This window comes from Actinomycetospora cinnamomea (assembly GCF_003096675.1).
In the GTDB taxonomy this organism is placed as follows: Bacteria; Actinomycetota; Actinomycetes; order Mycobacteriales; family Pseudonocardiaceae; genus Actinomycetospora; species Actinomycetospora cinnamomea.
Genome location: NZ_QEKW01000001.1, coordinates 141,102 through 165,440, shown reverse-complemented (window position 1 = coordinate 165,440; position 24,339 = coordinate 141,102). Strand labels below are relative to the sequence as shown.

At 74.2% G+C, this 24,339-nt stretch carries 20 protein-coding genes; 9 read left to right on the top strand and 11 right to left on the bottom strand.

Features of this window, described 5'->3' with window-relative positions:
- The first annotated feature begins 345 nt into the window (after positions 1-345).
- The gene (locus tag C8D89_RS00835; RefSeq protein ID WP_116706187.1) at positions 346-1,473 is read left to right on the top strand and encodes a baeRF2 domain-containing protein; all 1,128 of its coding nucleotides are present in this window, start codon (positions 346-348) and stop codon (positions 1,471-1,473) included.
- A gap of 88 nt (positions 1,474-1,561) precedes the next feature.
- On the opposite strand, the gene C8D89_RS00830 is transcribed toward C8D89_RS00835, so the two are convergent.
- Together C8D89_RS00830 and sthA are read right to left on the bottom strand one after the other, a co-directional pair.
- Positions 1,562-2,716, bottom strand: a complete 1,155-nt coding sequence (locus C8D89_RS00830; protein ID WP_116706186.1) for an aminotransferase class V-fold PLP-dependent enzyme — start codon at positions 2,714-2,716, stop codon at positions 1,562-1,564.
- A complete protein-coding gene (gene sthA / locus C8D89_RS00825) occupies positions 2,694-4,112 on the bottom strand; it encodes a Si-specific NAD(P)(+) transhydrogenase (RefSeq protein ID WP_243417840.1) in 1,419 nt (472 codons plus the stop codon). Before sthA ends, C8D89_RS00830 begins: the two co-directional genes overlap by 23 nt.
- A gap of 219 nt (positions 4,113-4,331) precedes the next feature.
- Here sthA and C8D89_RS00820 point away from each other — a divergent pair, with 219 nt between their 5' ends.
- Positions 4,332-5,438: a DUF4192 domain-containing protein gene (locus C8D89_RS00820; protein ID WP_165825491.1), complete on the top strand. Its 1,107-nt coding sequence runs from the start codon at positions 4,332-4,334 to the stop codon at positions 5,436-5,438.
- Between the two features lie 19 nt (positions 5,439-5,457).
- Here C8D89_RS00820 and galE read toward each other — a convergent pair whose 3' ends face one another.
- Together galE and C8D89_RS00810 are read right to left on the bottom strand one after the other, a co-directional pair.
- Positions 5,458-6,468, bottom strand: coding sequence for a UDP-glucose 4-epimerase GalE (gene galE, locus C8D89_RS00815; protein WP_116706185.1), 1,011 nt, complete (start codon positions 6,466-6,468; stop codon positions 5,458-5,460).
- Between the two features lie 43 nt (positions 6,469-6,511).
- Positions 6,512-7,231, bottom strand: coding sequence for an iron-dependent transcriptional repressor DtxR (locus C8D89_RS00810; RefSeq protein ID WP_116706820.1), 720 nt, complete (start codon positions 7,229-7,231; stop codon positions 6,512-6,514).
- A gap of 85 nt (positions 7,232-7,316) precedes the next feature.
- On the opposite strand from C8D89_RS00810, the gene C8D89_RS00805 reads away from it, so the two are divergent.
- The 4 genes from C8D89_RS00805 (at position 7,317) to C8D89_RS00790 (ending at position 12,909) form a co-directional block, all read left to right on the top strand.
- Complete coding sequence (locus C8D89_RS00805; protein ID WP_116706184.1) at positions 7,317-8,252, top strand: sulfurtransferase; 936 nt, start codon at positions 7,317-7,319, stop codon at positions 8,250-8,252.
- A gap of 67 nt (positions 8,253-8,319) precedes the next feature.
- Positions 8,320-9,519 (top strand): acetoin utilization protein AcuC, encoded by a 1,200-nt coding sequence (locus C8D89_RS00800; protein ID WP_243417667.1) that lies wholly within the window; start codon positions 8,320-8,322, stop codon positions 9,517-9,519.
- A 39-nt stretch (positions 9,520-9,558) separates the two neighbouring features.
- On the top strand, positions 9,559-12,249 hold the full coding sequence (locus tag C8D89_RS00795; protein WP_116706182.1) for a bifunctional acetate--CoA ligase family protein/GNAT family N-acetyltransferase: 2,691 nt from the start codon (positions 9,559-9,561) through the stop codon (positions 12,247-12,249).
- A 129-nt stretch (positions 12,250-12,378) separates the two neighbouring features.
- On the top strand, positions 12,379-12,909 hold the full coding sequence (locus C8D89_RS00790) for a hypothetical protein (protein WP_116706181.1): 531 nt from the start codon (positions 12,379-12,381) through the stop codon (positions 12,907-12,909).
- Positions 12,910-13,149: 240 nt separating this feature from the next.
- On the opposite strand, the gene C8D89_RS00785 is transcribed toward C8D89_RS00790, so the two are convergent.
- From C8D89_RS00785 to C8D89_RS00775, 3 genes are all read right to left on the bottom strand, one after another.
- A complete protein-coding gene (locus C8D89_RS00785; protein WP_116706180.1) occupies positions 13,150-14,145 on the bottom strand; it encodes a sigma-70 family RNA polymerase sigma factor in 996 nt (331 codons plus the stop codon).
- Between the two features lie 155 nt (positions 14,146-14,300).
- Positions 14,301-14,738 (bottom strand): D-aminoacyl-tRNA deacylase, encoded by a 438-nt coding sequence (gene dtd, locus C8D89_RS00780; RefSeq protein ID WP_116706179.1) that lies wholly within the window; start codon positions 14,736-14,738, stop codon positions 14,301-14,303.
- Complete coding sequence (locus C8D89_RS00775) at positions 14,735-16,234, bottom strand: DUF7782 domain-containing protein (RefSeq protein WP_116706178.1); 1,500 nt, start codon at positions 16,232-16,234, stop codon at positions 14,735-14,737. Before C8D89_RS00775 ends, dtd begins: the two co-directional genes overlap by 4 nt.
- A 242-nt stretch (positions 16,235-16,476) precedes the next feature.
- Here C8D89_RS00775 and acs point away from each other — a divergent pair, with 242 nt between their 5' ends.
- The gene (acs, locus tag C8D89_RS00770; RefSeq protein ID WP_116706177.1) at positions 16,477-18,417 is read left to right on the top strand and encodes an acetate--CoA ligase; all 1,941 of its coding nucleotides are present in this window, start codon (positions 16,477-16,479) and stop codon (positions 18,415-18,417) included.
- 73 nt (positions 18,418-18,490) lie between these two features.
- Here acs and C8D89_RS00765 read toward each other — a convergent pair whose 3' ends face one another.
- On the bottom strand, positions 18,491-19,330 hold the full coding sequence (locus C8D89_RS00765) for a lysophospholipid acyltransferase family protein (RefSeq protein ID WP_116706176.1): 840 nt from the start codon (positions 19,328-19,330) through the stop codon (positions 18,491-18,493).
- Between the two features lie 48 nt (positions 19,331-19,378).
- Entirely contained in the window at positions 19,379-20,047 is a 669-nt protein-coding gene (locus C8D89_RS00760) for a M50 family metallopeptidase (RefSeq protein WP_165825490.1), read from the bottom strand.
- Positions 20,048-20,210: 163 nt separating this feature from the next.
- On the opposite strand from C8D89_RS00760, the gene C8D89_RS00755 reads away from it, so the two are divergent.
- On the top strand, positions 20,211-20,915 hold the full coding sequence (locus tag C8D89_RS00755; protein WP_243417665.1) for an alpha/beta fold hydrolase: 705 nt from the start codon (positions 20,211-20,213) through the stop codon (positions 20,913-20,915).
- Between the two features lie 61 nt (positions 20,916-20,976).
- On the top strand, positions 20,977-21,504 hold the full coding sequence (locus tag C8D89_RS00750) for a GNAT family N-acetyltransferase (protein WP_116706173.1): 528 nt from the start codon (positions 20,977-20,979) through the stop codon (positions 21,502-21,504).
- Here the strand turns inward: C8D89_RS00750 and C8D89_RS00745 are convergent.
- Both C8D89_RS00745 and C8D89_RS00740 read right to left on the bottom strand, forming a co-directional pair.
- Positions 21,467-23,020 (bottom strand): multicopper oxidase family protein, encoded by a 1,554-nt coding sequence (locus tag C8D89_RS00745; protein ID WP_207786986.1) that lies wholly within the window; start codon positions 23,018-23,020, stop codon positions 21,467-21,469. The genes C8D89_RS00750 and C8D89_RS00745 overlap by 38 nt on opposite strands.
- Before the next feature lie 50 nt (positions 23,021-23,070).
- Entirely contained in the window at positions 23,071-24,303 is a 1,233-nt protein-coding gene (locus tag C8D89_RS00740; protein WP_116706171.1) for an FAD-dependent oxidoreductase, read from the bottom strand.
- Positions 24,304-24,339: the final 36 nt, after the last annotated feature.

Below are 24,339 nucleotides of genomic sequence, written 5' to 3'. Positions count from 1 at the left end.
CCTTCTCGGTTCGATCGCGACACGTCAACGATATATCGCGAGTGTCGGAACGGCAAGGATCGAGCCCCGGAGCACGGCGTCGCGGGGCCGTCGCGCTGTGGTCGTGGACGACCGGCGCGCACGGTGGCGCCGGTCGGACGGATCGGGGCACCGCGTCGCGGTCGGCCGGCGGAGGCGGGGCTCGCCACGCCGGCGCGGTCCCTGCCCCGGGAGGCCGGGGTGCGGGCGCAGCTCCGACACCCGGCGGTGAGGCATCCCGGAGGGGGCGAGAGGGTATGGCTGCTGGACGCAATCGACGTTTCCCCGCCGGTCAGGCACGGCGGGGTGGAGCAGGAGGAACACCGGATGGACCTGTCGCGCACGCGGGAACTCTTCGAGCGGCCGGGGCCGTTCGCGACGGTCTACCTGGAGGCCCGGCAGGCGGAGGAGGACTCCGCCAAGCAGATCGAGCTGCGCTGGCGTGACCTGTCGAACCAGCTGCGGGAGGCCGGCGCGGACGACAAGACACTCGCCGCGCTCGACGACGAGCTGGGCGGGGAGCGTCCAGGCGCCGTCACCGGCCTCGGCCGCGTGCTCGTGGCCTCCTCGGAGGGCGTGCTGTTCGACGACGCCGTCGAGGGCGTCGCCGCGGGCGGCGACGTGGCGCTGTGGTCGCCGCTGCCCGAGCTGGGTCGCTACTACCGCACCCAGGGCGGGTCGGTGCGCGTCCTGCTCGCGGTCGTCGACCAGACCGGCGGCGACCTGTACCAGGTGATCGCGGCCAACGACGAGGGCGCGCGCGAGCTGGACGAGCAGACGGTCAAGGGCGACGCACTCGAGACGGTCCACAAGGCCCGCGGCCAGGGGCTGGGCAACCGCACGCGGCAGAACCGCCACGAGATGGCCTCGTACCAGAACGCCGAGGAGGTCGTGAAGGGCATCCGCTCGATCGCGGGCTCGTTCCGTCCCGAGGTGCTCGCCATCGCGGGAGAGGTGCAGGGCCGGCACGCGGTGCGTTCGCAGCTGCCCGGCGACCTCGCCGACATCGTGCGCGAGATCGAGGCCGGCAGCCGCGCGGCCGGGGCGTCGGAGGACGCGCTCGAGGACGCGCTGCTGACCACGGCGGGGGAGTTCGCCACCGAGCGCGAGGCTCAGGTCCGCCAGCGGTTCCAGGAGGCCAAGGGTCACGGCAACGCCGTCGAGGGATTCGAGCCGGTGCTCGAGGCTGCACGGCAGGGCGCCGTCGACACGCTGCTGGTGATCGCGGGCAAGGAGGTCCCGGGCGAGCTGTACGTCGGCTCGTCGCCGGAGCAGATCTCCACCGACCCGAAGAACCTGGCGCAGCTCTCGGACACCGAGCCGGTCAAGCGGCCCGCCGAGCAGGTGCTCCTGCGCACCGTGGGCGCGCTCGGCGGCAACGTCGACGTCCTGGGCGGGGGCACCGACCTCGTCGACCACGTCGGCGCGATCCTGCGCTTCCCGACCGGCAGCTGAACGGAGCAGTCCCTTCGTGGCAGCGGTGTGGCACCGCGGACACTGAGTGTCCGTGGTGCCACACCGCTGACATCGGGCGCTCGGCCGTTCAGCCCAGTAGGGCGGCGAGTTCCCGCGCTGCGGTGCGGGCGTCGTCGAGCGTGACGTAGGGCGCCGCGAAGCCGAAGCGCAGGAGATCCGGCGGGCGGGCGTCGACCACCACGCCGCGGTGGGCCAGGGCCGCACGGAGGCCCTCGGCGTCGCTCACCCGCACCGCGACGTGCCCGCCGCGACGCGCGGGTTCACGGGGCGTCACGACCTCGACCCCCTCCGGCAGCGCTGCCAGGAACGCGTCGCCCAGCGCCAGCGACGCCGCCCGGACGGCGGCGAGGTCGACACCGGCGAACACGTCCAGCGCGCCGTCGAGCGCGAGCATCGAGAGCATCGGCGGCGTGCCCACGCGCAGGCGTCCGACGCCGGGTGCCGGGGTCCAGTCCTCGGTCATCCCGAACGGGTCGGCGTGCCCGGTCCAGCCGGTCAGCGGCGGGTCGAGCACGTCGTGGTGCCGGGCGGCGACGTAGGCGAACGCCGGCGCGCCCGGACCCCCGTTGAGGTACTTGTAGGTGCACCCGACGGCGAGGTCGATGACCAGGTCGTCGAGCGCCACCGGCATCGCCCCGACCGCGTGGGAGAGGTCGGCGACCACTACCGCGCCCGCGGTGTGTGCCCGCGCGGTGATCGCGGCGAGATCCCAGCGCTCGCCGGTGCGGAAGTCGACGGCGGGCACGGCGACGACGGCGGTGTCCCCGTCCGGCGCCAGCGCGTCGGGGGTGCCGGTGGCCAGGGTCAGCCCCGTCAGCCGGGCCACGGAGGAAGCCAGGTAGCGGTCGGTGGGGAAGTGCCCGGCGTCGGAGAGCAGCACGCTGCGCCCGGGGCGCAGCCGCGCGGCGGCGATCAGCGCCCCGAAGAGCTGCACCGACGTCGAGTCGCCGACGACGACCTGCCCGGGCGCCGCTCCGACGAGGGCGCCGACCCGGTCGCCGAGCCGCTGAGGCGTCGCCCACCAGCCGCACTCCTCCCAGCCGGCCACACCGACCGCGCCCCACTGGTCGTCGACGGCAACGAGCACCGCCCGGCGCGCGGCGCGGGGCTGGGCGCCCAGGGAGTTGCCGGCGAGGTACACGGCGTCGCCGCCGCCGGGGGCGCGGGGGAGGACGAAGGCGTCGCGGGCGAAGCCGGGCTCAGGCGAACTGTTCGAGGGCACGGATCTTGTTCGTGGCGTCGAGGGCGGCCACCTTGTAGGCCTCCGAGAGCGTCGGGTAGTTGAGGACGGCGTCGACGAGGTAGTCGACGGTGCCGCCGCAGCCCATGATGGCCTGCCCGACGTGCACCAGCTCGGTGGCCGACGTCCCGAACACGTGCACCCCGAGCAGCGCGTGGCTCTCCGGCGACACCAGCAGCTTGAGCATCCCGTAGTCGTCGCCGACGATCTGGCCGCGCGCGAGTTCCCGGTAGCGGGAGATGCCGACCTCGTAGGGGATCGCCGCCTCGGTCAGCTCGGCCTCGGTGGCGCCGCAGTAGCTGACCTCGGGGAACGTGTAGATGCCGAACGGCGTGATGCCGGCCGCCGAGTGCACCTGCTCGCCGAACGCGTGGTACGCCGCCTGCCGGCCCTGCTCCATCGACGTCGCGGCGAGCGCGGGGAAGCCGATGACGTCGCCGACGGCGTAGATGTGCGGCACCGCCGTGCGGAAGTGCTCGTCGACCTTGAGGCGCCCGCGCGCGTCGGCCTCGAGCCCCGCGCGCGCGACGCCGAGCTCGTCGGTGACGCCCTGACGGCCCGCGGAGTACATGACGGTCTCGGCCGGGATCTTCTTGCCCGACGCGAGCGTGGTGATCGTGCCGCGGTCCGACACCGCGACCCCGGCGACCTCCTCGCCGAACCGGAAGGTGACGGCGAGATCGCGCAGGTGGAACTTCAGCGACTCGACGACCTCGGCGTCGCAGAAGTCGAGCATCGTCGGACGCCGCTCGACGACGGTCACGCGCGTGCCGAGCGCGGCGAACATCGAGGCGTACTCGATGCCGATGACGCCGGCGCCGACGACGACCATGCTCGACGGGATCCGCTCCATGGCGAGGATGCCGTCGGAGTCGACGACGCGGTGGTCGTCGAACTCGACCTGGGAGGGCCGGGCGGGCCGCGTGCCGGTCGCGATGACGATCCGCTCGGCGGTGATCGTCTGGTGCTCCCCGCGGAACACCCTCCCGTCGCTCCGCTCGCCCAGCTGCTCGCCCAGCACCTCGACGGTGTGCTCGTCGAGGAAGCGCCCGGCCCCGCTGTAGAGGTCCACCCGGTTGCGTTGCAGCTGGGCGCGGATGACCTCCTCCTCGCGCCCGATGACGAAGTGGGTGCGCGCGAGGAGGTCCTGGACGGTGATGTCCTGCTTCACCCGATAGCTCTCGCCGTAGAGCCCGCGCATGGCGTAGCCGGTGAGGTAGAGGACGGCTTCGCGCAGCGTCTTCGACGGGATCGTGCCGGTCTGGGTGCAGACGCCGCCGATCATGCCTCGCCGCTCGACGACCGCGACGCGCCGGCCGAGCTTCGCCGCGGCGATGGCGGCCTTCTGCCCGCCCGGGCCCGAGCCGATGACGAGCAGGTCGTAGTCGTGTCGTGGGTCGTGTCGTGGGTCGTGTCGTGGGTCGTGTCGTGGGTCGTCCCGGCGCGCCGGGGGCACCGGGCCGCCCGCGGCGTCGGACCGGTCGTCGGCCGGGGGATCCACCGGGTGCACGCGCTCACCCTCGCCGTCGAGCAGCCGAGTTGTCCACAGGCCGGAGAAAGCCGGATCCGGCGGGACCACGACGGCGTCGGAACCGGTGTGAGCACCGACCACCGGCCCCCCGCCCCACCCACCACCACCGACGGACCCCTGCGGCTGCGCCTGCACGAGCCCGGCGAGCTCGTCGCCGCCGTGCCCCACCTGCTGGGCTTCCGTCCCGCCGACTCGCTCGTGGTGATCGCCGTGCACGGCCCGGGAGACGGAGCGGAGCGGAGTCCGACCCGTGGTCCGGGCCGGCGCCGCCTCGGCGTCGTGGCCCGGGCCGACCTGCCGCCGCCCGACGACGTCGCGGCCGTGGTGGGCGCGTGCGCGCAGCGGGTGGTGCCGACCGGGCCCGAGGAGGTCACGGCCGTCGTGGTGGCCGCGGACCAGGGCGACGGGGAGCCCCCGCGCGTCGACGTCGCCGACGCGGTGCGCGAGGTGTTCACCGACCGCGGCGTGGCGGTCCCGAGCCGGCTGTGGGTGCCGCACATCGCCGCCGGGGTGAGGTGGCGGTGCTACCCGCCGTGCGACTGCCGGGGCACGGTCGCCGGCATCGACGACTCCCCGCTCGCCGCCGCGGCGACGTGGCTCGGGCACGTCACCTACGGCTCGCGCGACGAGATGGCGGCGTCGTTGGAGCCGGAGTCACCCCACCCACGCCTGCGCGCCCTCGTCGACGCCGCGCGCCAGGCCGCCGTGCTCGACCGGGAGCTGGGCGGGCCCGCGGCCGCCCGCCGTGACCTGGCTGCGGTCGCCACTGCACGCCGGGAGGTCGCGGCCGGTCGGGTGCTCGGCGACGTCGAGCTCGCGCGGGTCGCGGTGGCGCTGACCGACCCGACGGTGCGCGACACCGTGCTCGGTTGGTCGGTCGACGACGACGAGGAGCTCGTGTCGTCGGCGGAGCAGCTGTGGACGCTGCTGGTCCGCGCCCTGCCCGCGCCCGAGGTCGCCGAGCCCGCCGTGCTGCTGGCCTGCGCGCTGCTGGTGCGGGGCGGGTCGGCGCTGGTCGGCGTGGCGCTCGAACGCGCCCGCCGGGCCGACCCGACCCACCGGCTGACCGGCCTCCTCCGCGCGCTGCTCGCCTCCGGGGCGGGCCCGGAGACGGTGCGGGAGGTGGTGCGGGACGCGGCGGCGGAGTCGGCCGCGCGGTTGCGGGCGGGGTGAGGGCCCCCGGGGCCGACGGTCAGGCCCGGGCCCGGGCGAAGGCCCAGGCGTCGGCGACGATGCCGTCGAGCTCGGTGTGCGTCGGCTTCCAGCCCAGCAGGTCGCGGGCGCGGGCGGCGGAGGCCACGAGCACGCCGGGGTCGCCGGCGCGGCGGGGTGCGACACGGGCCGGGATCGGGTGGCCGGTCACGCGGCGGCAGGCCTCGATCACCTCGAGCACCGAGAACCCGAGACCGTTGCCCAGGTTGCACACCAGGTGGCCACCGGCGGGCCGCTCACCGCGGGCGAGGAGGTCGAGGGCGAGCAGGTGGGCCTCGGCGAGGTCGTCGATGTGGATGTAGTCGCGGACGCAGGTGCCGTCCGGCGTCGGCCAGTCGTCGCCGTACACCGCGATCTCCTCGCGCTGGCCGAGGGCGACCTGGAGCACCAGCGGGATGAGGTGGGTCTCGACGGTGTGCCGCTCGCCGAGGGCGGGGACGCCGGTGTCGCCGTCGGCGCCTCCTTTGTGCGCGCCGGCGACGTTGAAGTACCGCAGGCTCACGGCGCCGAGCTCGCCGCCGGAGGCCGCCGCGTAGTTGGCGATGGCCAGGTCGACGGCGAGCTTGGTGGCGCCGTAGGTGTTGGTGGGCCGGGTCGGCGCGTCCTCGGGGATCGGCGAGGTCTCCGGCTCGCCGTAGGTCGCCGCGGAGGACGAGAACACCAGGCGGGGCACGCGGTGGCGGCGCAACGCATCGAGCAGGGCGACCGTGGTGAGGACGTTGCCGTGCCAGTACTTCGCGGGCTGCTCGGTGGACTCGCCGACCAGCGAGCGGGCCGCGCAGTGCACCACACCGTCGATCCCGCCCTCGGCGAGGACCCCGTCGGCGACCTCGGCGACGTCGCCCACGACGAGCCGGGCGCCCTCGGGCACCGCGTCGCGGTGCCCGGTGGACAGGTCGTCGACCAGGACGACCTCGTGCCCGGCGTCCAGCAGGTGCCGCGCGCACACGCTGCCGACGTACCCCGCTCCGCCCGTGACCACCAGCGTCATGGGCGCCAGTCTGCCGGTCGGCCCCGGGCGCCCCGTGCGGGGACTACTGCGCGCGCACCAGCACCGCGTGCGCCACCAGCGGGTCGACCTCGGACTTGCTGCCCTTGTGCCCCACGCCCACGGCGTCGCCGAAGCGCGGGATGGCCACGACGTCGACGTCGCTGCCCGGCAGGACGCCGGCGCTCTTGAGGTGGGCCATGAGCTGCTCGTTGAGCTGGATGTGCTCGGCGATGCGACGGACCTCGACCTTGCCGCCGCCGCCGCGGGCGAACTCGTCGAGCCGCACGAGCCCCGCCTCGTCGGGCGTGGGCGTGCGCGCGGTGGTCTCGCCGTCGACCTCGCCGCCGCGCAGCGCCTCGAGACCGGGGATCGGGTTGCCGTACGGCGACACCGACGGCTCGCCGAGCAGCGTGAACAGCTTGCGCTCGACCGCGTCGCTCATGACGTGCTCCCAGCGGCACGCCTCGACGTGGACGTGCTCCCACTCGAGCCCGATGACGTTGACGAGCAGCAGCTCGGCCAGGCGGTGCTTGCGCATCACCGCGACCGCCTTGCTGCGCCCGGCGGGCGTGAGCTCGAGGTGGCGGTCGCCCGCCACGTGCACGAGGCCGTCGCGCTCCATGCGTGCGACGGTCTGGCTGACGGTGGGGCCGCTCTGCTCCAGACGTTCGGCGATGCGGGCTCGCAGGGGGACGACCCCTTCCTCCTCGAGCTCGTAGATCGTCCGGAGATACATCTCGGTGGTGTCGATGAGGTCGTTCATGCCCACCCCTTTCCGTTCGTCCATGCTACCGAGCCCGTCCGACACCGGGCAGCGGCGACCGCGTCCGGCAGGGCACGATCGCGTCATGGCCTCCTCGCCGAGCTCCCCGGGACCGCTGCCGACCCCCGTCGTGGGGGTCGACTGGCTCCGCGCCGCCCTGGCCCGCCCGGAGGGCCGGCCCGTCGTGCTCGACGTGCGGTGGACGTTGCGCCCACCGCCGAGGACCGCGAAGGAGCGCCGGGCGGCGGCGCGCGAGGATCCGCCGGGCCTGGTCGAGCACGACGCGGGCCACCTCCCCGGCGCCGTGTACGTCGACCTCGACACCGAGCTCGCCGGCCCGCCCGGGGCCGCCGGGCGCCACCCGCTGCCCGACCCCGACGTCCTCGAGGAGACGCTGCAGCGCGCCGGCGCGGCGGCCGACTCCGAGATCGTCGTCTACGACGGCGGCGACGGGATGGCCGCGGCGCGGGCGTGGTGGGTGCTGCGCTGGGGCGGGGTGCGCGCCGACCGGGTCGCGGTGCTCGACGGCGGCTACCCGGCGTGGGTCGCGGCCGGCGGCGAGGTGGTCGCGGGCGGGGAGGGCGTGCGACGTCCCGGGGACGTGCGCGTGGACGCGGGCGCGATGCCGGTGCTCACCGCCGACGCGGCGGCCGGGGTCGCGGACGCATTCGAGGGCGTGCTGATCGACGGGCGGGCGGCGGAGCGATTCCGCGGCGAGGCCGAGCCGCTCGACCCGGTCGCGGGCCACGTGCCCGGCGCGGCGAACCTGCCCGCCGCCGCACTGATCGGGGAGGACGGCCGCTGGCGCACGCCCGAGGACGCGGCCGCCCTGCTGCGCCCCCTGGTGGCCGACGCCGGGACGGTCGGCGCCTACTGCGGTTCCGGCGTCAGCGCGGCGATGCTGGTCCTCGGGCTGGAGCACGCCGGCCTGCGCCCGCCCGACGATCCCGCCGGCCTGTACGTCGGCAGCTGGTCGCACTGGTGCGGGACCGGGCGGCCCGTCGCCACCGGGGACGCCTGATCCGCCCGCGGAGTGACGCCCGCTCGCGCCCGGCCCGCCGTCGGTGCCGGCCGGTAGGGTCGCCGCCGTGACCAGCTCCGGGGCCCCGACGGTGGATCCGGCGCGCGTGGCCGTGGTGTGGGACGAGGGCCTGCTGGGCTACAAGCTCTCCGAGTCCCACCCGCTGCACCCGGTGCGCCTCGACCTCACGATGCGCCTGGCGACCTCGCTCGGCGTGCTCGAGGGCGTCGAGCCGCTCGTGCCCGCGCCCGCGCCCGACGAGGAGGTCCGGCGCATCCACGTGCCGTCCTACCTCGACGCGGTCCGGCGCGCGCCGCTCGAGGGTGACGACCCGGCCCACCAGCTGGGCACGGCCGACAACCCGATCTTCGAGGGCATGCACGAGGCCAGCGCGCTCGTGTGCGGCGGGTCGATCGCCGCGGCCCGCGAGATCGCCGAGGGACGGGCGGACCGCGCGGTCAACATCGCCGGCGGCCTGCACCACGCGATGGCCGACCACGCCTGGGGCTTCTGCGTCTACAACGACTGCGCGGTGGCGATCTCCTGGCTGCTCGACCACGGGTACGAGCGCATCGCCTACCTCGACACCGACGTCCACCACGGCGACGGCGTCCAGGCCGCGTTCTACGACGACGACCGCGTCCTGACGATCTCGGTGCACCAGCACCCACGCACGCTGTGGCCGGGCACCGGCTTCGCCTCCGAGCTCGGCGGGGGCCGGGCGTCGGGGACGGCGGTGAACCTCGCGCTGCCGCCCGGCACGCGCGACGCCGGCTGGCTGCGGGCCTTCGACGCGGTGGTCCCGTCGCTGCTGCGCGCGTTCCGGCCCCAGATCCTCGTCACCCAGTGCGGTGTGGACACCCATCACGAGGACCCGCTGGCCGAGCTGTCGCTCTCGGTCGACGGGCATCGCGCGATCTACCGTCACCTGCGCCGACTGGCAGCCGAGCACGCGGGAGGCAAGTGGCTCGCCCTCGGAGGGGGCGGCTACGGCCTGTTCCGTGCGGTCCCGCGGTCGTGGACCCACCTGCTGGCCACGGTGCTCGACCGTGACCTCGAGCCGGACCGCTCCATCCCCGCCGACTGGACGTCCTATGCGTCCACCAAGACCCGGCGGCCGCTGCCCACCTCGATGACCGAGGGAGCCCCCACCGACTACGAGCGGTGGGGCGGGTTCACCGAGGTCGAGGTCGACCCGTTCCTGCTCGAGACCCGGCGCGCGGTGTTCCCGCTGCACGGCCTCGACCCCGCGGACACCCGCGACTGACCCGCGGCCGACCTGAGCCGCACGAGCCCGAGGGCGAGGATGACCGAGACGGCGGACCCCGACGCCACCACCGCTGAGGTCCGGGCGGTACCCGACGCGCCCTACCCCGCGCACTGGGAGGCCGACGTCGTCGCCTCCGACGGCGCGACGGCCCACCTGCGCCCGATCTCCGCCGACGACGCCCAGGACGTGGTCGCGTTCCACGCCCGGCTCTCGGACCGCACGCGCTACTTCCGCTACTTCAGCCCCTACCCGCACATCCCCGAGCGCGACCTCAAGAACTTCGTCGAGGTCGATCACCACGACCGGGTCGCACTGGTGCTCTGGCTCGGCCGGGAGATCATCGCGATCGGGCGCTACGTGCGGCTGGCGCAGACGACCGCGGCCGAGGTCGCGTTCGTGGTCCGTGACGACCACCAGGGCCGGGGCCTGGGCTCGATCCTGCTCGAGCACCTCGCCGCGGCGGCCACCGAGTGCGGGCTCACCCGCTTCGTCGCGGAGGTCCTCACCGAGAACCAGCAGATGGTGCGGGTGTTCCGCGACGCCGGCTTCGAGGTCAGCCGGGCGCTCGAGGGCTCCACGCTGCACCTCGAGTTCGACATCGCCTCGACCACCCGCTCGCGCGAGGTCCGGTTCGCCCGCGAGCAGCGCGCCGAGGCCCGCAGCGTCGCCAACGTCCTCTCGCCCCGGTCGGTGGCCGTCGTCGGCGCCTCCCCGGACTCGTCGAAGATCGGCAACGTGGTGCTTGCGAACCTGCTGGCCGGCGGGTTCACGGGGCCCGTCTACCCGGTGCACCCGCAGGCGCGCTCGGTCCGCGGCGTGCGCGCCTACGCCACGGTCCTCGACATTCCCGACGACGTCGACCTCGCGGTGCTGGCGGTGCCGCCCACCGAGGTGCCGGGGGTGTTCGACGCCTGCCTGGAGAAGGGCGTGCGGGCGCTCGTCGTCATCACCTCCGGCTTCGGCGAGACCGGCCCGCTCGGCCTGGCCGCTCAGCGCGAGCTCGTCGCGACCGCGCGGGCCAACGGCATGCGGGTCGTGGGCCCGAGCGCGCTCGGCGTGGTCAACCGCTCGGCGAAGGTGTCGTTCAACGCCTCGCTGGCGCCGACCCTGCCCCCGCCGGGGCGCGTCGGGTTCTTCAGCCAGTCCGGCGCGCTGGGCATCCAGATCCTCGCGACCGCCGCGGAGCGCCGCCTCGGGCTGTCGTCGTTCGTCTCGGCCGGCAACCGTGCCGACCTGTCCGGCAACGACCTGCTGCAGTACTGGGACACCGACCCCGACACCGACGTCGTGATGCTCTACCTCGAGTCGTTCGGCAACCCGCGCAAGTTCGCGCGGCTGGCCCGGCGTCTGGCCCGCCAGAAGCCGGTCGTGGCGGTGAAGACGGGGCGCCACGTCGCCGCCGCACCCGGGCTGGCCGCCGGCGCACAGCCGATCGACGAGGCGGCCGTGGGCGCGGTGTTCGACCAGTCCGGGGTCATCCGGGTCGGCTCGGTCGACGAGCTGTTCGACGTCGGTCAACTGTTGGCCCACCAGCCGCTGCCGCCGGGACCGCGCGTCGGGATCGTGGGCAACTCCACCGCGCTCGGCATCCTCGCCGCCGACGTGGTGCTCGCGCAGGGCCTGTTCCTGGCCCGCGACCCCGTCGACCTCGGGACGTCCGCCGGCGCGGAGGAGCTGCGCGCGGCGGTGGCGGACCTGTTGGCCGACGACCAGTGCGACGCGCTCGTCGTCGTCTTCGTCCCCGCGATCACCACCGACCCGACCGACCACGCGCGTGCGCTCGCCGACGCCGTCCACGGCGCCGAGAAGCCCGTCGTGTCGACCTTCCTGGCCTCCGAGGGCGTCCCCGAGGCGCTCACCGTCTCCGACGGCGACGGTGGCCCGCAGCGCGGCAGCATCCCGTCCTACCCGAGCCCGGAGCGGGCGGTGCTCGCGCTCGCGCGCGCGGTGCGCTACACGCAGTGGCGCTCGCGTCCCGTCGGCGAGTTCGTGGTGCCCGAGGGCGTCGACGTCGAGGCCGCCCGCGCGCTCGTGGCCGAGATCGCGCCCGCGCCACGCACGGTGCTCTCCGACGAGCAGGCCGACGCGCTGCTGCGCTGCGCCGGCGTCGTCGTGGCGCCTTTCCGGCGGGTGTCCACATCGGGTGAGGCGATCGCCGTGGCCCGCGAGCTGGGCGGGGCCGTGGTGCTGAAGACGGCCGATCGGCGCTGGCGCCACCGCACCGACCTGCGCGGCGTGCACGTCGGGCTCACCGAGTCCTCGGCGATCGCGTCGGCCTATGACCAGCTCGTCGAGCTCTCGGGCTCGGACGAGGTCTACGTGCAGGTGCAGGCGCCCCCCGGCATCCCGTGCGTGGTGGAGGTCCGCGACGACCCGTCGTTCGGCTCGCTCGTGGCGTTCGGTCTGGCCGGGGTGGCGGGGGAGCTGCTCGGCGACCGCGCCTACCGCGCCACGCCGCTGTCGACGATGGACGCCGCGACGCTGGTCCGCGCGCCCCGGGCAGCACCCCTGCTCGACGGCTATCGCGGCGCGCGCCGCGCGGACCTGCCCGCGCTCGAGGACCTCGTGCTGCGCATCGGCGTGCTCGCCGACGCCGTGCCGGAGATCCGCTCGCTGGTGATCGACCCGGTGCTGGCCTCGGAGCGGGGCGCGCACCCCACGGGCGTCACCGTGGTGCTCGGCCCGCCGCCGGGTCCGCTCGACAGCGGGCCGCGCCGATTGCGCTGACGCGCTCGCGCCCGCTTCCCCGCGCCCCGGCACGGGAAGGCGGCCCACCACGACGCGCGAACACCCCGCGAAGGAGTGACCGCGTCGGGGCGACGCGGCCCCGCCGTGCGCCCTACCGTCGGGCGGACCATGAGCACACCCTCGGCGACGGCCCGCGCGACGGCCTCGGCCGCGCTGCGCCCGGTCGTCCTGGCGGCCGTCCTGACCACCGGCGTGCTGCTGGCCGCAGGCTGCGGTGGTGCGGGGGACGAGCCGCCGCTGCCCGAGTCGTCCACCCTGCCCACCGACGCCCCGCCGCCGGGGTCGCCCTCGAACCGCCCGGTGCCGGCGACACCCGATCCCCTGGTGGCCCGACCGCCGGCAGGCGCGACGGCGTTGCCGGCCGACCGGGTGGACACGTCCGCGCTCCCGCCGGGGCTCCCGACGTTGGTCTGGACCCGCGACGACCGGACGATCGGCGCCTACGGCCGTGGCGGAGGGTGCACGGACGCGCGCCTGGAGGTCGTCGAGCAGGGTCCGGAGGGCGTGGTGCTGCGCGTCGTGCAGTTCACGACCGGGCCGGGGCCGTGCACGCGGGAGCTGATCTACCCGCCGTTGGAGGCCACGCTCGATGCCCCGCTGGGGAACCGCGGCGTGGTGCTGACCGGCGAGGTGCCCTGAGCCCCTCGCACGCGGAAAGCCGGAAGACCGGGCCGGCCCCCGACCGTCCCGGTCTCCCGTCGCACGACGGGCCGTGACCCGTCGGAGTGGATGGCCGAGCCGGTGGACCCTCGTGAGGAGGGTCACACCCGGCCCGTGCGGTTCAGACTGCCGTTACCGGCGAGTCACCGTCAATGCGGAGTTCGGGCGGCACGCACCGGACCGATCCGGTTACGTACCGTGGCCGAACCGTCCTCGGGCTCAGCTGGCCGCGTAGGCCTTGAGCCGGCGGGCGCGGTCGCCGTCACGGAGCTTGACCATGACCTCGCGCTCGATCTGGCGCACCCGCTCGCGGGAGAGCCCGAACTGGCGCCCGATCTGGTCGAGCGTGCGCGGCTGGCCGTCATCGAGGCCGTAGCGCAACCGGATGACGTTCTGCTCGCGCTCGTCCAGCGTCGCGATGACGCGGCGCATGTCGTCGTGGAGCAGGCCGGAGATGACCGTCGACTCGGCGTCGGTGGCCTCGGCGTCCTCGATGAAGTCCCCGAGAGGGGCCTCCTCCTCGGACCCGACCGGCATGTCCAGGCTCACCGGGTCCCGGCTGTGGTCGAGCAGGTCGGCGACCTTCTCGACGGGCAGCCCCGACTCCTCCGCCAGCTCCTCGTTGGTGGCCTCGCGCCCGAGGGTCTGGTGCAGGTCGCGCTTGATGCGGGCCAGCTTGTTGACCTGCTCGACCAGGTGGACGGGCAGGCGGATGGTGCGGGCCTGGTCGGCCATGCCGCGGGTGATGGCCTGGCGGATCCACCACGTGGCGTAGGTCGAGAACTTGAAGCCCTTGGTGTAGTCGAACTTCTCCACCGCCCGGATCAGGCCGAGGTTGCCCTCCTGGATGAGGTCGAGCAGCGGCATGCCCCGGCCGGTGTAGCGCTTGGCCAGCGAGACGACCAGGCGCAGGTTGGCCTCGAGCAGGTGCGCCCGGGCGCGGCGCCCGTCGCGCGCGACGGCGCGGAGGTCGGTGGCGCGCTGGGCGTCGAGGTCCTCGGGCTGCTCCAGCAGGTGCGCCGCGTAGACGCCCGCCTCGATGCGCTTCGCGAGCTCCACCTCGTCGGCGGCCGTCAGCAGCGCGGTCTTTCCGATACCGTTGAGGTAGACGCGGACGAGGTCCGCCGCAGGGCCCTGGGCGTCGAGGTCGCTCTCAGCAGGCCCGGTGGGCACGGCCGCCTCGGGGCCGGTCTGCGGTGCGAGTGTCGCCGTCATTGCTTCCTCCCTGCGCGGCGCGAAGGTGCTGTGGCGCCGCGTCACATGGTCGAACGCCTCGGGGGCGGCGTTCGTTCCCGGCCTGGGATACAACGGTGGGGTGCCCGGTGTGGCGTGGCCGACGCATGGCGCGCGCCACCGGGACGCAACCGTCCTCAGATCTCCACGAGGACCGTGAACGGCCCGTCGTTGCTCGACACAACGCGCATGTCGGCCCCGAACTTCCCTTCGGCCACCGGCGCTCCCCGGGCCCGCAGCGCGGCCACCACCGCGTCGACCGCCTCCCGGGCCGCCGGCGGTGGGGCCGCCGCCGACCACGACGGCCGGCGGCCCTTGCGCGTGTCCCCGTAGAGGGTGAACTGGCTGACGACCAGCAGCCCGGCACCGGTCTCGGCGCAGGAGCGCTCGCCGCGCAGCAGCCGCAGCTCGTGCAGCTTTCGGGCCATCACCGCCGGTGCCTCGGGCCCGTCGTCGCGATGGACCCCGAGCAGCACGAGCAGCCCCGGCTGCTCCAGCGCCCCGACCACGCGTTCCCCGTCGGAGCCGTCCACCACGACCCGCGCCCAGGCGACGCGGCTCACGACCGCCCTCATGCGACCGCGGTCAGCATCCCGTGGCGGACCAGGTCCCGGACGACGGGCACCGCGGTGCGGGCCAGCTCGTCGGCGTCGCGGCCGTGCGCGAGCGCGAGCAGGTCGAGCAGGTCGCGCAGCGGCAGGTGACCGCGGCAGCCGCCGAGCAACGCGACCCCGAGCTCGTCGACGTCGTGGCGCCACTGCGGGCCGTCGAGACGCACGAGCGTGGCGGCCACCGGCGACCAGCCCTCGTCGGTGGAGACCAGGCCGCGCTCGAGGGCCACCGTGTCCGGCACGAGCAGCCGCTCGTCGAGCAGGGCCTCGTCGGAACGGGCCGCCAGCCAGGCCGTGCGGTCGAGCCAGGCCTCGATCTCGGGGCCGAGGGGGTCGTCGTGGGACTGACGCAGGTCCTCGCACACGACCGTGCCCGCGACGTCAGGTGCGGTGCGCCGCAGCGTCACGAAGCCGAAGCCAATCGCGTGCACCCCGGCCTCGGCGAGCCAGTCCAGCCACCGCTCCGAGAGCGCGGTGCCCTCCGGCGAGGCGGGGTCGACGCCCGCGTCGCGCAGCCACGTCCCGACGTGCAACGCGGGATCGGCGACATCGCGCTGCACCACCCACGCGTCCAGCCCGCCGGGCGCGGCCGCCTCGGCGGCCTCGCCGAGCCAGGCCCGGGGGCGCCCGGTCCAGTCGTCAGAGGTGATCAGCCAGGAGGCGAGCAGCTGCGCGACGCCGCCCTCGGTGAGGTGCGCGGGCAGGCGTCCCACCAGCAGGGCGCTCGCGCCGTCCCCGCCGAGCCCCGCGTCGCGGTAGACGTGCTCGACGTGCGGCGGCCCGGGCACGAACGGCGGGTTGCTGACGATCTGGTCGAAGCGCCGGCCCGCGACGGGCTCGAGCCACGGCCCGGCGAGGCACTCGACCTCCAGGCCGGAGAGCGCGAACGTCACCCGCGCGATCTGCAAGGCGCGGGTCGAGACGTCGGTGGCCGTGAGGTCCCGCGCGTGCCCGGAGGCGTGCAGCACCTGCACCCCGCACCCGGTGCCGACGTCGAGCAACGTGTCGACGGGCCGGCGCACCGTCGCCCGCGCCAGGGACAGCGACGCCGCACCCGTACCGAGCACGTGCTCCCGATCGGCGGTCCTCCCGCCGGGCGCAACCTCGAGATCCGACAGCACCCACCACGGCGGTGCGTCGGGGAGACCCGCGTCGGCGTGCGGGCGCAGGTCGAGAGCGGCCCGCACCCCGGTCTCGTCGACGTCCAGGAGCCCGGCGGTCACCGCCTCGTCGACGTCGACGGGGTCCAGCGCGGCCGCGACCTCGTCCCGCGGCAGCACGTCGCCCAGCAGGAACAACCGCACGAGGGCGCCCGCCGCCCCGGCGGCGCGGACCGCCCGGCGGGCCGGCGTCGTCTCGCCGCGGTCGAGCGCGGCGCGCGCGGCGGAACCGATCAAGGCGGCGACGCCGTCCACGGTGAACCGTTCACGGACGAGCGCGACGCGTAAGCCACGCCACATTCGGGCATGTGGGACGTCGACCCCGTCCACAGGAGGGCGGTCCGTGTCGGGGAGGTCCGGCCGGGTCACGCGGGAGATCGTCACACTGCACCTGCAGTCGATCTTCGCCGACCCAGGTTCCGGACTCTCCGATCGCACCGTTGCCGCCGGGCAGGGTTGTGCGTGACGCTGCGCACACAGAGGTGGCACCGGCGGTCAGAGGCGCCGGTCGGTGCCGGACGACGACCGGGAGGCAGACGCGGATGTCGGAACAGGCGACGACCACCGAGGGCAGGACCTACCCGCCGGACCCGGAGCTGTCGAAGACGGCGAACGTGCGCCCGGAGATGCTGGAGCAGGACCTCGAGTCCTTCTGGGACGAGCAGGCGAAGCAGCGCCTCAGCTGGTACGAGCCCTACGACAAGGTGCTGGAGTGGGACCAGCCCTACGCGAAGTGGTTCGTCGGGGGCAAGCTCAACGCCTGCTACAACTGCGTGGACCGCCACGTGGAGGCGGGCATGGGCGACAAGGTCGCCCTCCACGTCGTCCCCGATGACGGACCGGACTCCTCCGAGGTCCGGGACATCACCTACGCCGAGCTGCAGCGGCGGGTGACCGCGGTGGCCAACGGGCTCAAGGAACTCGGGGTCGGCAAGGGTGTGCCGGTCGGGATCTACATGCAGATGATCCCCGACGCCGTCATCGCGATGCTCGCCTGCGCCCGCCTCGGCGCGCCGCACACCGTCGTGTTCGGCGGCTTCAGCGGCAAGGCCGTGGCCGAGCGCTGCAACGACCTCGAGTGCAAGGTCCTGATCACCCAGGACGAGGCGATGCGCGGCGGCAAGGCCGCGCCGCAGAAGACCAACGCCGACGAGGGCCTCGACGCGAGCCCCACCACCGTCGAGAAGGTCGTCGTGGTGCGGCGCACGGGCGCCGACATCCCGATGTCGGACCGCGACGTCTACCTCGACGACCTGATCGCGAACGCGTCCGACGACCCCGAGAGCTGCCCCTGCGAGCCCATGGAGTCGGAGGACCTGCTCTTCCTGCTCTACACCTCGGGCTCCACCGGCAAGCCCAAGGGCGTCGTGCACACCACGGGCGGCTACCTGCTCGGCTGTGCCACGACCCACAACCTCGTCTTCGACGTCAAGGACGACTCGGTCTACTGGTGCGCGGCCGACATCGGCTGGATCACCGGGCACAGCTACATCGTGTACGGCCCGCTCGCCAACGGGTGCACCTCGGTGCTCTTCGAGGGCGTCCCCGGGTACCCGGACCAGGAGGTCTGGTGGAAGATCATCGAGAAGTACGGGGTGACGATCCTGTACACCTCGCCGACCGCGATCCGGGCCCACATGAAGGCCGGCGAGAAGCACGCCCAGGCGCACGACCTCTCGTCGATCAAGATCCTCGGCAGCGTCGGTGAGCCGATCAACCCCGAGGCGTGGGAGTGGTACCGGGAGCACGTCGGCGGCGGCAAGGCGCCGATCATGGACACCTGGTGGCAGACCGAGACCGGCCACATCCTCATCACCCCGCTGCCCGGCATCACGACGCTCAAGCCGGGCATGGCCCAGCAGCCGTTCCCGGGGGTGCGCCCGGAGATCCGGGACGACGAGGGCAACCAGGTCCCCGTCGAGACCACCGGCAACCTCGTCCTGACCCAGCCCTGGCCGGGCATGATGCGCGGGCTCTACAACGACGACCAGCGCTACCGCGACACGTACTGGTCGAAGTACTCCGACGCCTACTTCGCCGGCGACGGGGCCAAGTACGACGCGGACGGCGACATCATGCTGATGGGCCGCATCGACGACGTCGTCAACGTCTCCGGGCACCGCCTCTCGACCTTCGAGATCGAGAGCGCGCTGGTGGAGCACGCCGACGTCGCCGAGGCCGCCGTCGCGGCCAAGAAGGACCCCGACACGGGGCAGGCGATCGTCGCGTTCGTCTCCCTCATCGGGGACAAGCAGGGCACCGAGGAGCTGGAGCAGGCGCTGCGCGAGCAGGTCGCGCAGTCGATCGGCAAGCTCGCCCGCCCCGCGTCGGTGATCTTCGCGCGCGACATGCCGAAGACCCGCTCGGGCAAGATCATGCGTCGCCTGCTGAAGAACATCGCCGAGGGCGAGGAGCTCGGCGACACCTCCACGCTGGTCGACCCCTCGGTGGTCGAGGAGATGCAGAAGCAGGTCAACGGCTAGGTGCGCTGCGCGCACGTGAGCAGTAGGAAGTGCTGGAGCCTTCCTACTGCTCACGTGCCGCAAGGCACGCCTGTCAGCCCACGGCGGGTGGCTGCAGGTCGACACCGGAGCGGGCGGGCTCGGGGGCCCCGGTGTCCCGCGGTGGCTCCTCGTCGCGCAGCACCGCGAGCTGCTCGGTGATGCGTCCCATGATCCGCTCGGTGGCGTCCTGGAGGGCCGTGCGCCCGATCCGGCCCGCGCGCAGGTCGTCGAGCGCCACCGGCCGGCCCGCGAGCACACGCAGGGTCGCGCGGGGGAGCAGGGTCGGGCGGGAGGCCGTCGGCGGCAGCAGGTGGTTCGAACCCCACTGCGCGACGGGGATGACGGGTGCACCGGTCTCCAGCGCGATGCGCGCGATGCCGGTCCGGGCGGCGCGGGGCCAGCCGTCGGAGTGCTCGGCGAAGCCCCCCTCCGGGTAGAGCACGACCACCTCGCCCTGCCGCACCGCCTCCACGGCCGCGCGGTAGGCCTCGACACCCGAGGCCTTGCGGTCGACGGGGATGTGCCGGCCCCCGCGCAGCGGCGCGCCGACGACCGTCATGCCCCACAGCTCCTTCATCGCCAGGAACCGGGGCACGCGGCCCTGCGAGAGCACGTAGGCGACGAGCACGATCGGGTCCACGTGCGACAGGTGATTGACCGCGAGCAGCGCCCCGCCCGACGTCGGGACCTGACGCCCGCCGCGGAAGTCCCAGCGCGCCACCGCCATGAGCACGGGCCACAGCACGTCGATCGCGAAGCCGTACCAGAACCCTCGGTCGCGCCGGGGCATGAGCAGCCAGATCGCGAGCTTGCGCCACAGCCGCAGGGCCCGGCCCGACCTCCGCCGGTCGTGGCCCTGGGTGATCCGTCGTAGACGGTCGTAGCGCGCCATGGGGCCGATCCTCTCGGGTGCCCGCGGCGCCCGCATGCGTGGAGTCCCTCAGCCGATCGCATAGCCGGGGCGGAGGAGGAGCTGCGCGCCGACGATGAGGGACACGACGGCGACGAACGCCCAGAGAAGCTCCCACACGAACGCTGGCACGATGATCGTCGTCTGGGCGAGGTCAGAGGCATCGGCCTTGCGTCCGCGAAACGACAAGTTGTCCGCGGCGCCCCCGATGAGCAGGAGCCAGGCAATGCCCACGGCGACTGCGGCCTGGAGCTGTGCCGAGCCCTGGATCAGGACGTAACCGACGCCGAGCACCACCACCGCGGGCACGACGAAGGCAAGGCTCTTGATCGAGAACGGGACCAGGGCGAACGCCAGGACCACCGCGCCCAGCAGGACCGCCCACGGGTTCCCCAGCGCGATGAGCGCGGCGGCGGCGAGACCGAGCAGGGGCGGGCTCGCGTAACCGATGATGCCGTTGATGAGTTCCGAGAACCAGCCAGAACCCCGATAGGTGGTCTCACCGTCGCCGTTGTCCTTGAGCTCCAGGGTGATCTTCGTCCGGAGCGAGACCGCTGCGACCAGGACGTGGCCGCCCTCGTGCGCGAGCGTGACGAAGTACTGGCGGAGGACCGCCGAGAAGCACACGAACAACAGCACGATGAACCCGACGCCGTACGCGACCGGTTCCCCCACGATCGGGACGTCGTTGACCCCCACCCCCACCATGGGGTGAATCCGAGCACGTTCCGTACTCGGATGATCCGGACGACACGAACGGTGCACCCGGGTGGTGCAGATTGTCACCCATCTGCCATGGCCGGGTGTATCGCGCTCGAGCTCTCGCGCGCGGCGCGGTTCGGCGGCCCCGCAGGATGGATCCGTGACCCTGCCGCGACTCGACGCCGTCCGTCCCGCCACGCGCCGCCCGGTGACCGGCGCGGTGCTCGTGCTCCACGGCGGGCGCCCTGACGGGTACGAGGCCGCGGACGGCCTGCGCCTGCCGTTCCTGCGCATGGTCCCGTTCGCCCACGCCGTCGCCGCGGCCGGTGCGCGCCGCGGGGTGGACACGGTCCTGCTGCGCTACCGGCACCGCGGGTGGAACGCGCCCGACCTCGACCCGGTGCAGGACGCGCGTTGGGCGCTGCGCGCTCTGCGGCGACGGCACGGCGACGTGCCGGTCGTGCTGGTCGGGCACTCCATGGGCGCCCGCGCGGCCCTGCGCGTGGGCGGCGACGACGGCGTGGTCGGGGTGGCCGCGCTCGCGCCGTGGATCGAGCGCGACGAGCCGTACGCCCACCTCGCCGACCGGACCGTGCTCATCGCCCACGGCGACCGCGAACGGATGACGAGCCCGCAGGCCTCGCGCTGGTTCGCCGGGGAGGTGGCGACGGTCTCCGACCGCGTCGCGCGCTTCGAGGTCCTCGGCGATGGGCACGCGATGCTGCGACGCGCCGCCGCCTGGCACGCGCTCGTCACGGGGTTCGCCCTCGGCGCCCTCGGTCTCGAACCGTTGCCCGAGCCGGTCGCGAAGGCCATGGCGGCCGGGGACCCCGACGGCCTGGCCGTCCCCCTGGAGGACCGATAGCGCCCCGAGGGTGCGTCATCGACGAGCACCACCGGCGGGTGAGGCGGCAGACTTCGGGGCGATGACCGCTCCACTGACGATCCGCGTCGCCGAGGCCGCCGACGTGGACTCCCTGCTCGCCCTCGTGCACTCGGCCTACCGCGGCCCCTCCGGCCGCGAGGGCTGGACCTCGGAGGCCGACCTCATCGACGGCCCCCGCACCACCCGCGCCCTGCTCGCCGCGGACCTCGCCGACCCGTCGATCACCATGCTCGTCGCCGGGGACCTCCTCGGCTGCGCGGCGGTGACCCACCCGGAAGGCAGCGACACCGCCTCGTTCGGCATGTTCGCCGTGCGGCCCGGGGCGCAGCAGGGCGGCATCGGCACAACGCTGCTGCGCGCCGCCGAGGAACACGCCCTCGAGCGCGGCGCGACGACCATGGAGATGTGCGTCATCGACCGGCGCACCGAGCTCATCGAGTGGTATGAGCGGCGGGGCTACACCCGCACCGGCGAGACCCGGCCGTTCCCCTATGGCGCGGAGGGCGTCGGGGAGCCTCGGGGCGACAACTTCAGGTTCGCCGTGCTGGAGAAGGACCTGCGAGGCTGATCCACCCACCTGGGGTGACGTGGCCGGCATGTTCCGTGGCGTGCGTTGCCGGAGGACGACCCCGTTCCTGCCCCGGTTCGAGGATGACGAACTGCAGCATCATGCCCTGGTCCTCGTGCCGCAGGAAGTGGCAGTGGATCATGAACGGCAGGTTCGGGTCGGCGTGATCGGCGAAGTGCACCAGTACGCGTGTCGTGGTGGACGGGGCCAGGTAGACGGTGTCCTTCCAGCCGGTCAGCTCCGGACCGGGTCGCTCGCCGTCGACCTCGAGGACCGTGAAGCGCGCGCCGTGCACGTGGAAGTTGTGCGGCGAGCCGTCCGAGGTGCTGAGCTCCCAGAGCTCGGTGGTGTCGGCGACGACCGCCTCGTCGACCCGGTCCATGACCATCCGTCGGTCGTTGATGCTGATGCCGGAGAAGCGGAACCGCCGCGTGGCCACCGCGTCCGCCGGGTCGAGCCCGGGTGTCCCGGCGAGACGGTCGGGCACCTCCGGCACCGGAACGAGGTGTTCGGCGGCGCGCAACTGGAGGATGTCGAAGCGGTCGTCGCCGCCCGCGAACCGGCCGGTCCAGGGGTCGGTGCCGAGGTCGGGTGGAGTGCTGCGGAGCACGACCCGCTCCCCGGGATCCAGCGACACGACGATCTCAGCCCGTTCGCCGGGGGAGAGCCGGACGGCGTCGGTGCGGTGCGGTGCTGGCAGCAGGCCGCCGTCCGTGCCGACGAGGGCGAACTCGCGGTCGTCCCCGAGGCCGAAGTCGTACACCCGCGCGGGGGAGGCGTTGAGCAGCCGGAGCCGGAGCCTCTCGGTGGTGACCTCGTGATACCCGCCAATGGTGCCGTTGGCCAGGATCTGGTCGCCGAGGTGGCCGACCGGGCTGAACGGGTGTTCGGCCCGACGGAACTGGCCGTCGTCGTCGAAGGCCTGGTCCTGGACGATCACGGGGATGTCGTCGACGCCGTACTCGTCGGGCAGCTCGAGTGCGCGGCTGGTGGTGTCGTCGAGGATGAACATCCCGGCCATGCCGCGGGAGACCTGGTGAGCGGTCGCGCCGTGCGGATGGGGGTGGTACCAGGTCGTGGCCGCGGGCTGGTCGACTGTCCAGGACGGCTGCCAGCCGGCGCCGGGAGCGATCGCCTGGTGCGGTCCGCCGTCCATCGCCGCCGGGAGCTCGTGACCGTGCCAGTGCACGGTGGTGGCCTCGGGCAGGGCGTTGGTGACGTCGATGCGCACGGGTTCGCCGCGCTCGGCGCGCAAGGTCGGACCGAGGTAGGCGCCGTTGAAGCCCCAGGTGCGGGTGGCGCTGTCCCCGACGCCGAAGTCGGTGGTGCCGGCGGTGGCGCGCAACTCGAAGACCCGTGTGCCGTCCTCCACCCGCGACGGGGCGAGCGGCGGGACGTTCAGCGGACGGTCGAACGCCACCCGGCCGGTGGTGTCGGTGGACGCGCGCGCCCACGTCAGGGCCAGCGCCGCGAGCCCTGCGAAGGCGAGGACGAGCAGGGTGAGCAGCCCGCGCACGACCCACCGCCGGCCGGTGCGGCGGGGGCGTCCACGAGCGGTAGCGGTGATCATCGGGAGGCCGGCGACGGGGCCGGGTCGGTTACGGACGTCTCCCAGTCGATGTGGTGATCCCACATCCACCGCAGGGGATCGCGGCCGTCGCGGAACAGCCGGCGCATCACGATCGGCAGCACGAGGTCACGAGCGGCGCGGCCCACGGGGCCCACGGTCTTGCCGCTGCCGTTGCGGCGTCCCTGCGTCCTGACCTTCTCGACACGGGCACGGCGCAGCTGCTCGTAGCGGGACAGCGCGGCCGGGGCGTCGTCGTGGTCGCGCAGGCACTGGGCGAGGACGACGGCGTCCTCGATCGCCATCGCGGCGCCCTGCCCGACCGACGGTGACACAGCGTGTGCGGCGTCTCCGATGATCACTGTGCGGCCGTCGTGCCAGGTGGGCACCGAGGGCAGGTCGTAGGTGGTCCAGCCGGCGAACACCTCGTCGGTCGCCCGGATGAGGTCGGCGGCCGGTCCGCGGTCGTCGGCGAACAGGTCCAACAGGCGCGCCCGCCACCGCTCGGCAGGGATGGCTGCCAGCTCCTCGGGGCGGGGTTCGCGGGGCGCCGGCGGGTTGGCGAACCACCAGACCTCCCCGTCGGGGGCCTTGACCCAGCCGATGAAGGCGCGACGGCCGAAGCAGAGGTGGTTCACCCCGGGCGGTCCGGGGACGTCGACGCCTCGCGCGTAGCCGCCGGTGTTGAGGAACCCGACGTAGCTGGCGCCGGGGGCGGCGGGGTCGAGCAGCCCCCGCACCGTCGAGTGGATCCCGTCGGCGCCGACGAGCACGTCGGCCTCCGCGGTGCTGCCGTCGCCGAACTCCGCGCGGACTCCGGAGTCGGTGTGCCGGACGGCGGTCAGCCGCTTCCCGTGTCGGGTGGGGATGCCGCGCCGTTCGGCCTCGTCGCGGAGGGCCGCGTAGAGGTCCGACCGGCGGATGGTGAGGGCGTGCGTGCCGTCGCGCAGCGCGCCGCCGTTGGGGACGTCGGCGAGGACGCGCCCGCTCCCGTTGAGCAGCACCATGCGGGGGGTGGCGAAGCCGCGGGCGAGGACGGCGGTGTCCATGCCGACCGTCCGCAGGGCATCGAGGCCGTTGAGGCCGAGGCCGAGGAAGGCGCCGACGCCGGCGGCATCGGTGTCATAGGCCTCGGACACGCACGGTTCGATGCCGGCGCGGTGCAGGGCGACGGCGGCCACCTGGCCGGCGATACCGCCACCGACGACATGTGCTGTGCGGATTCGGGTCATGGCGCGTCCCGTGCTGGTCGGGGTCCGTGGGGTCTG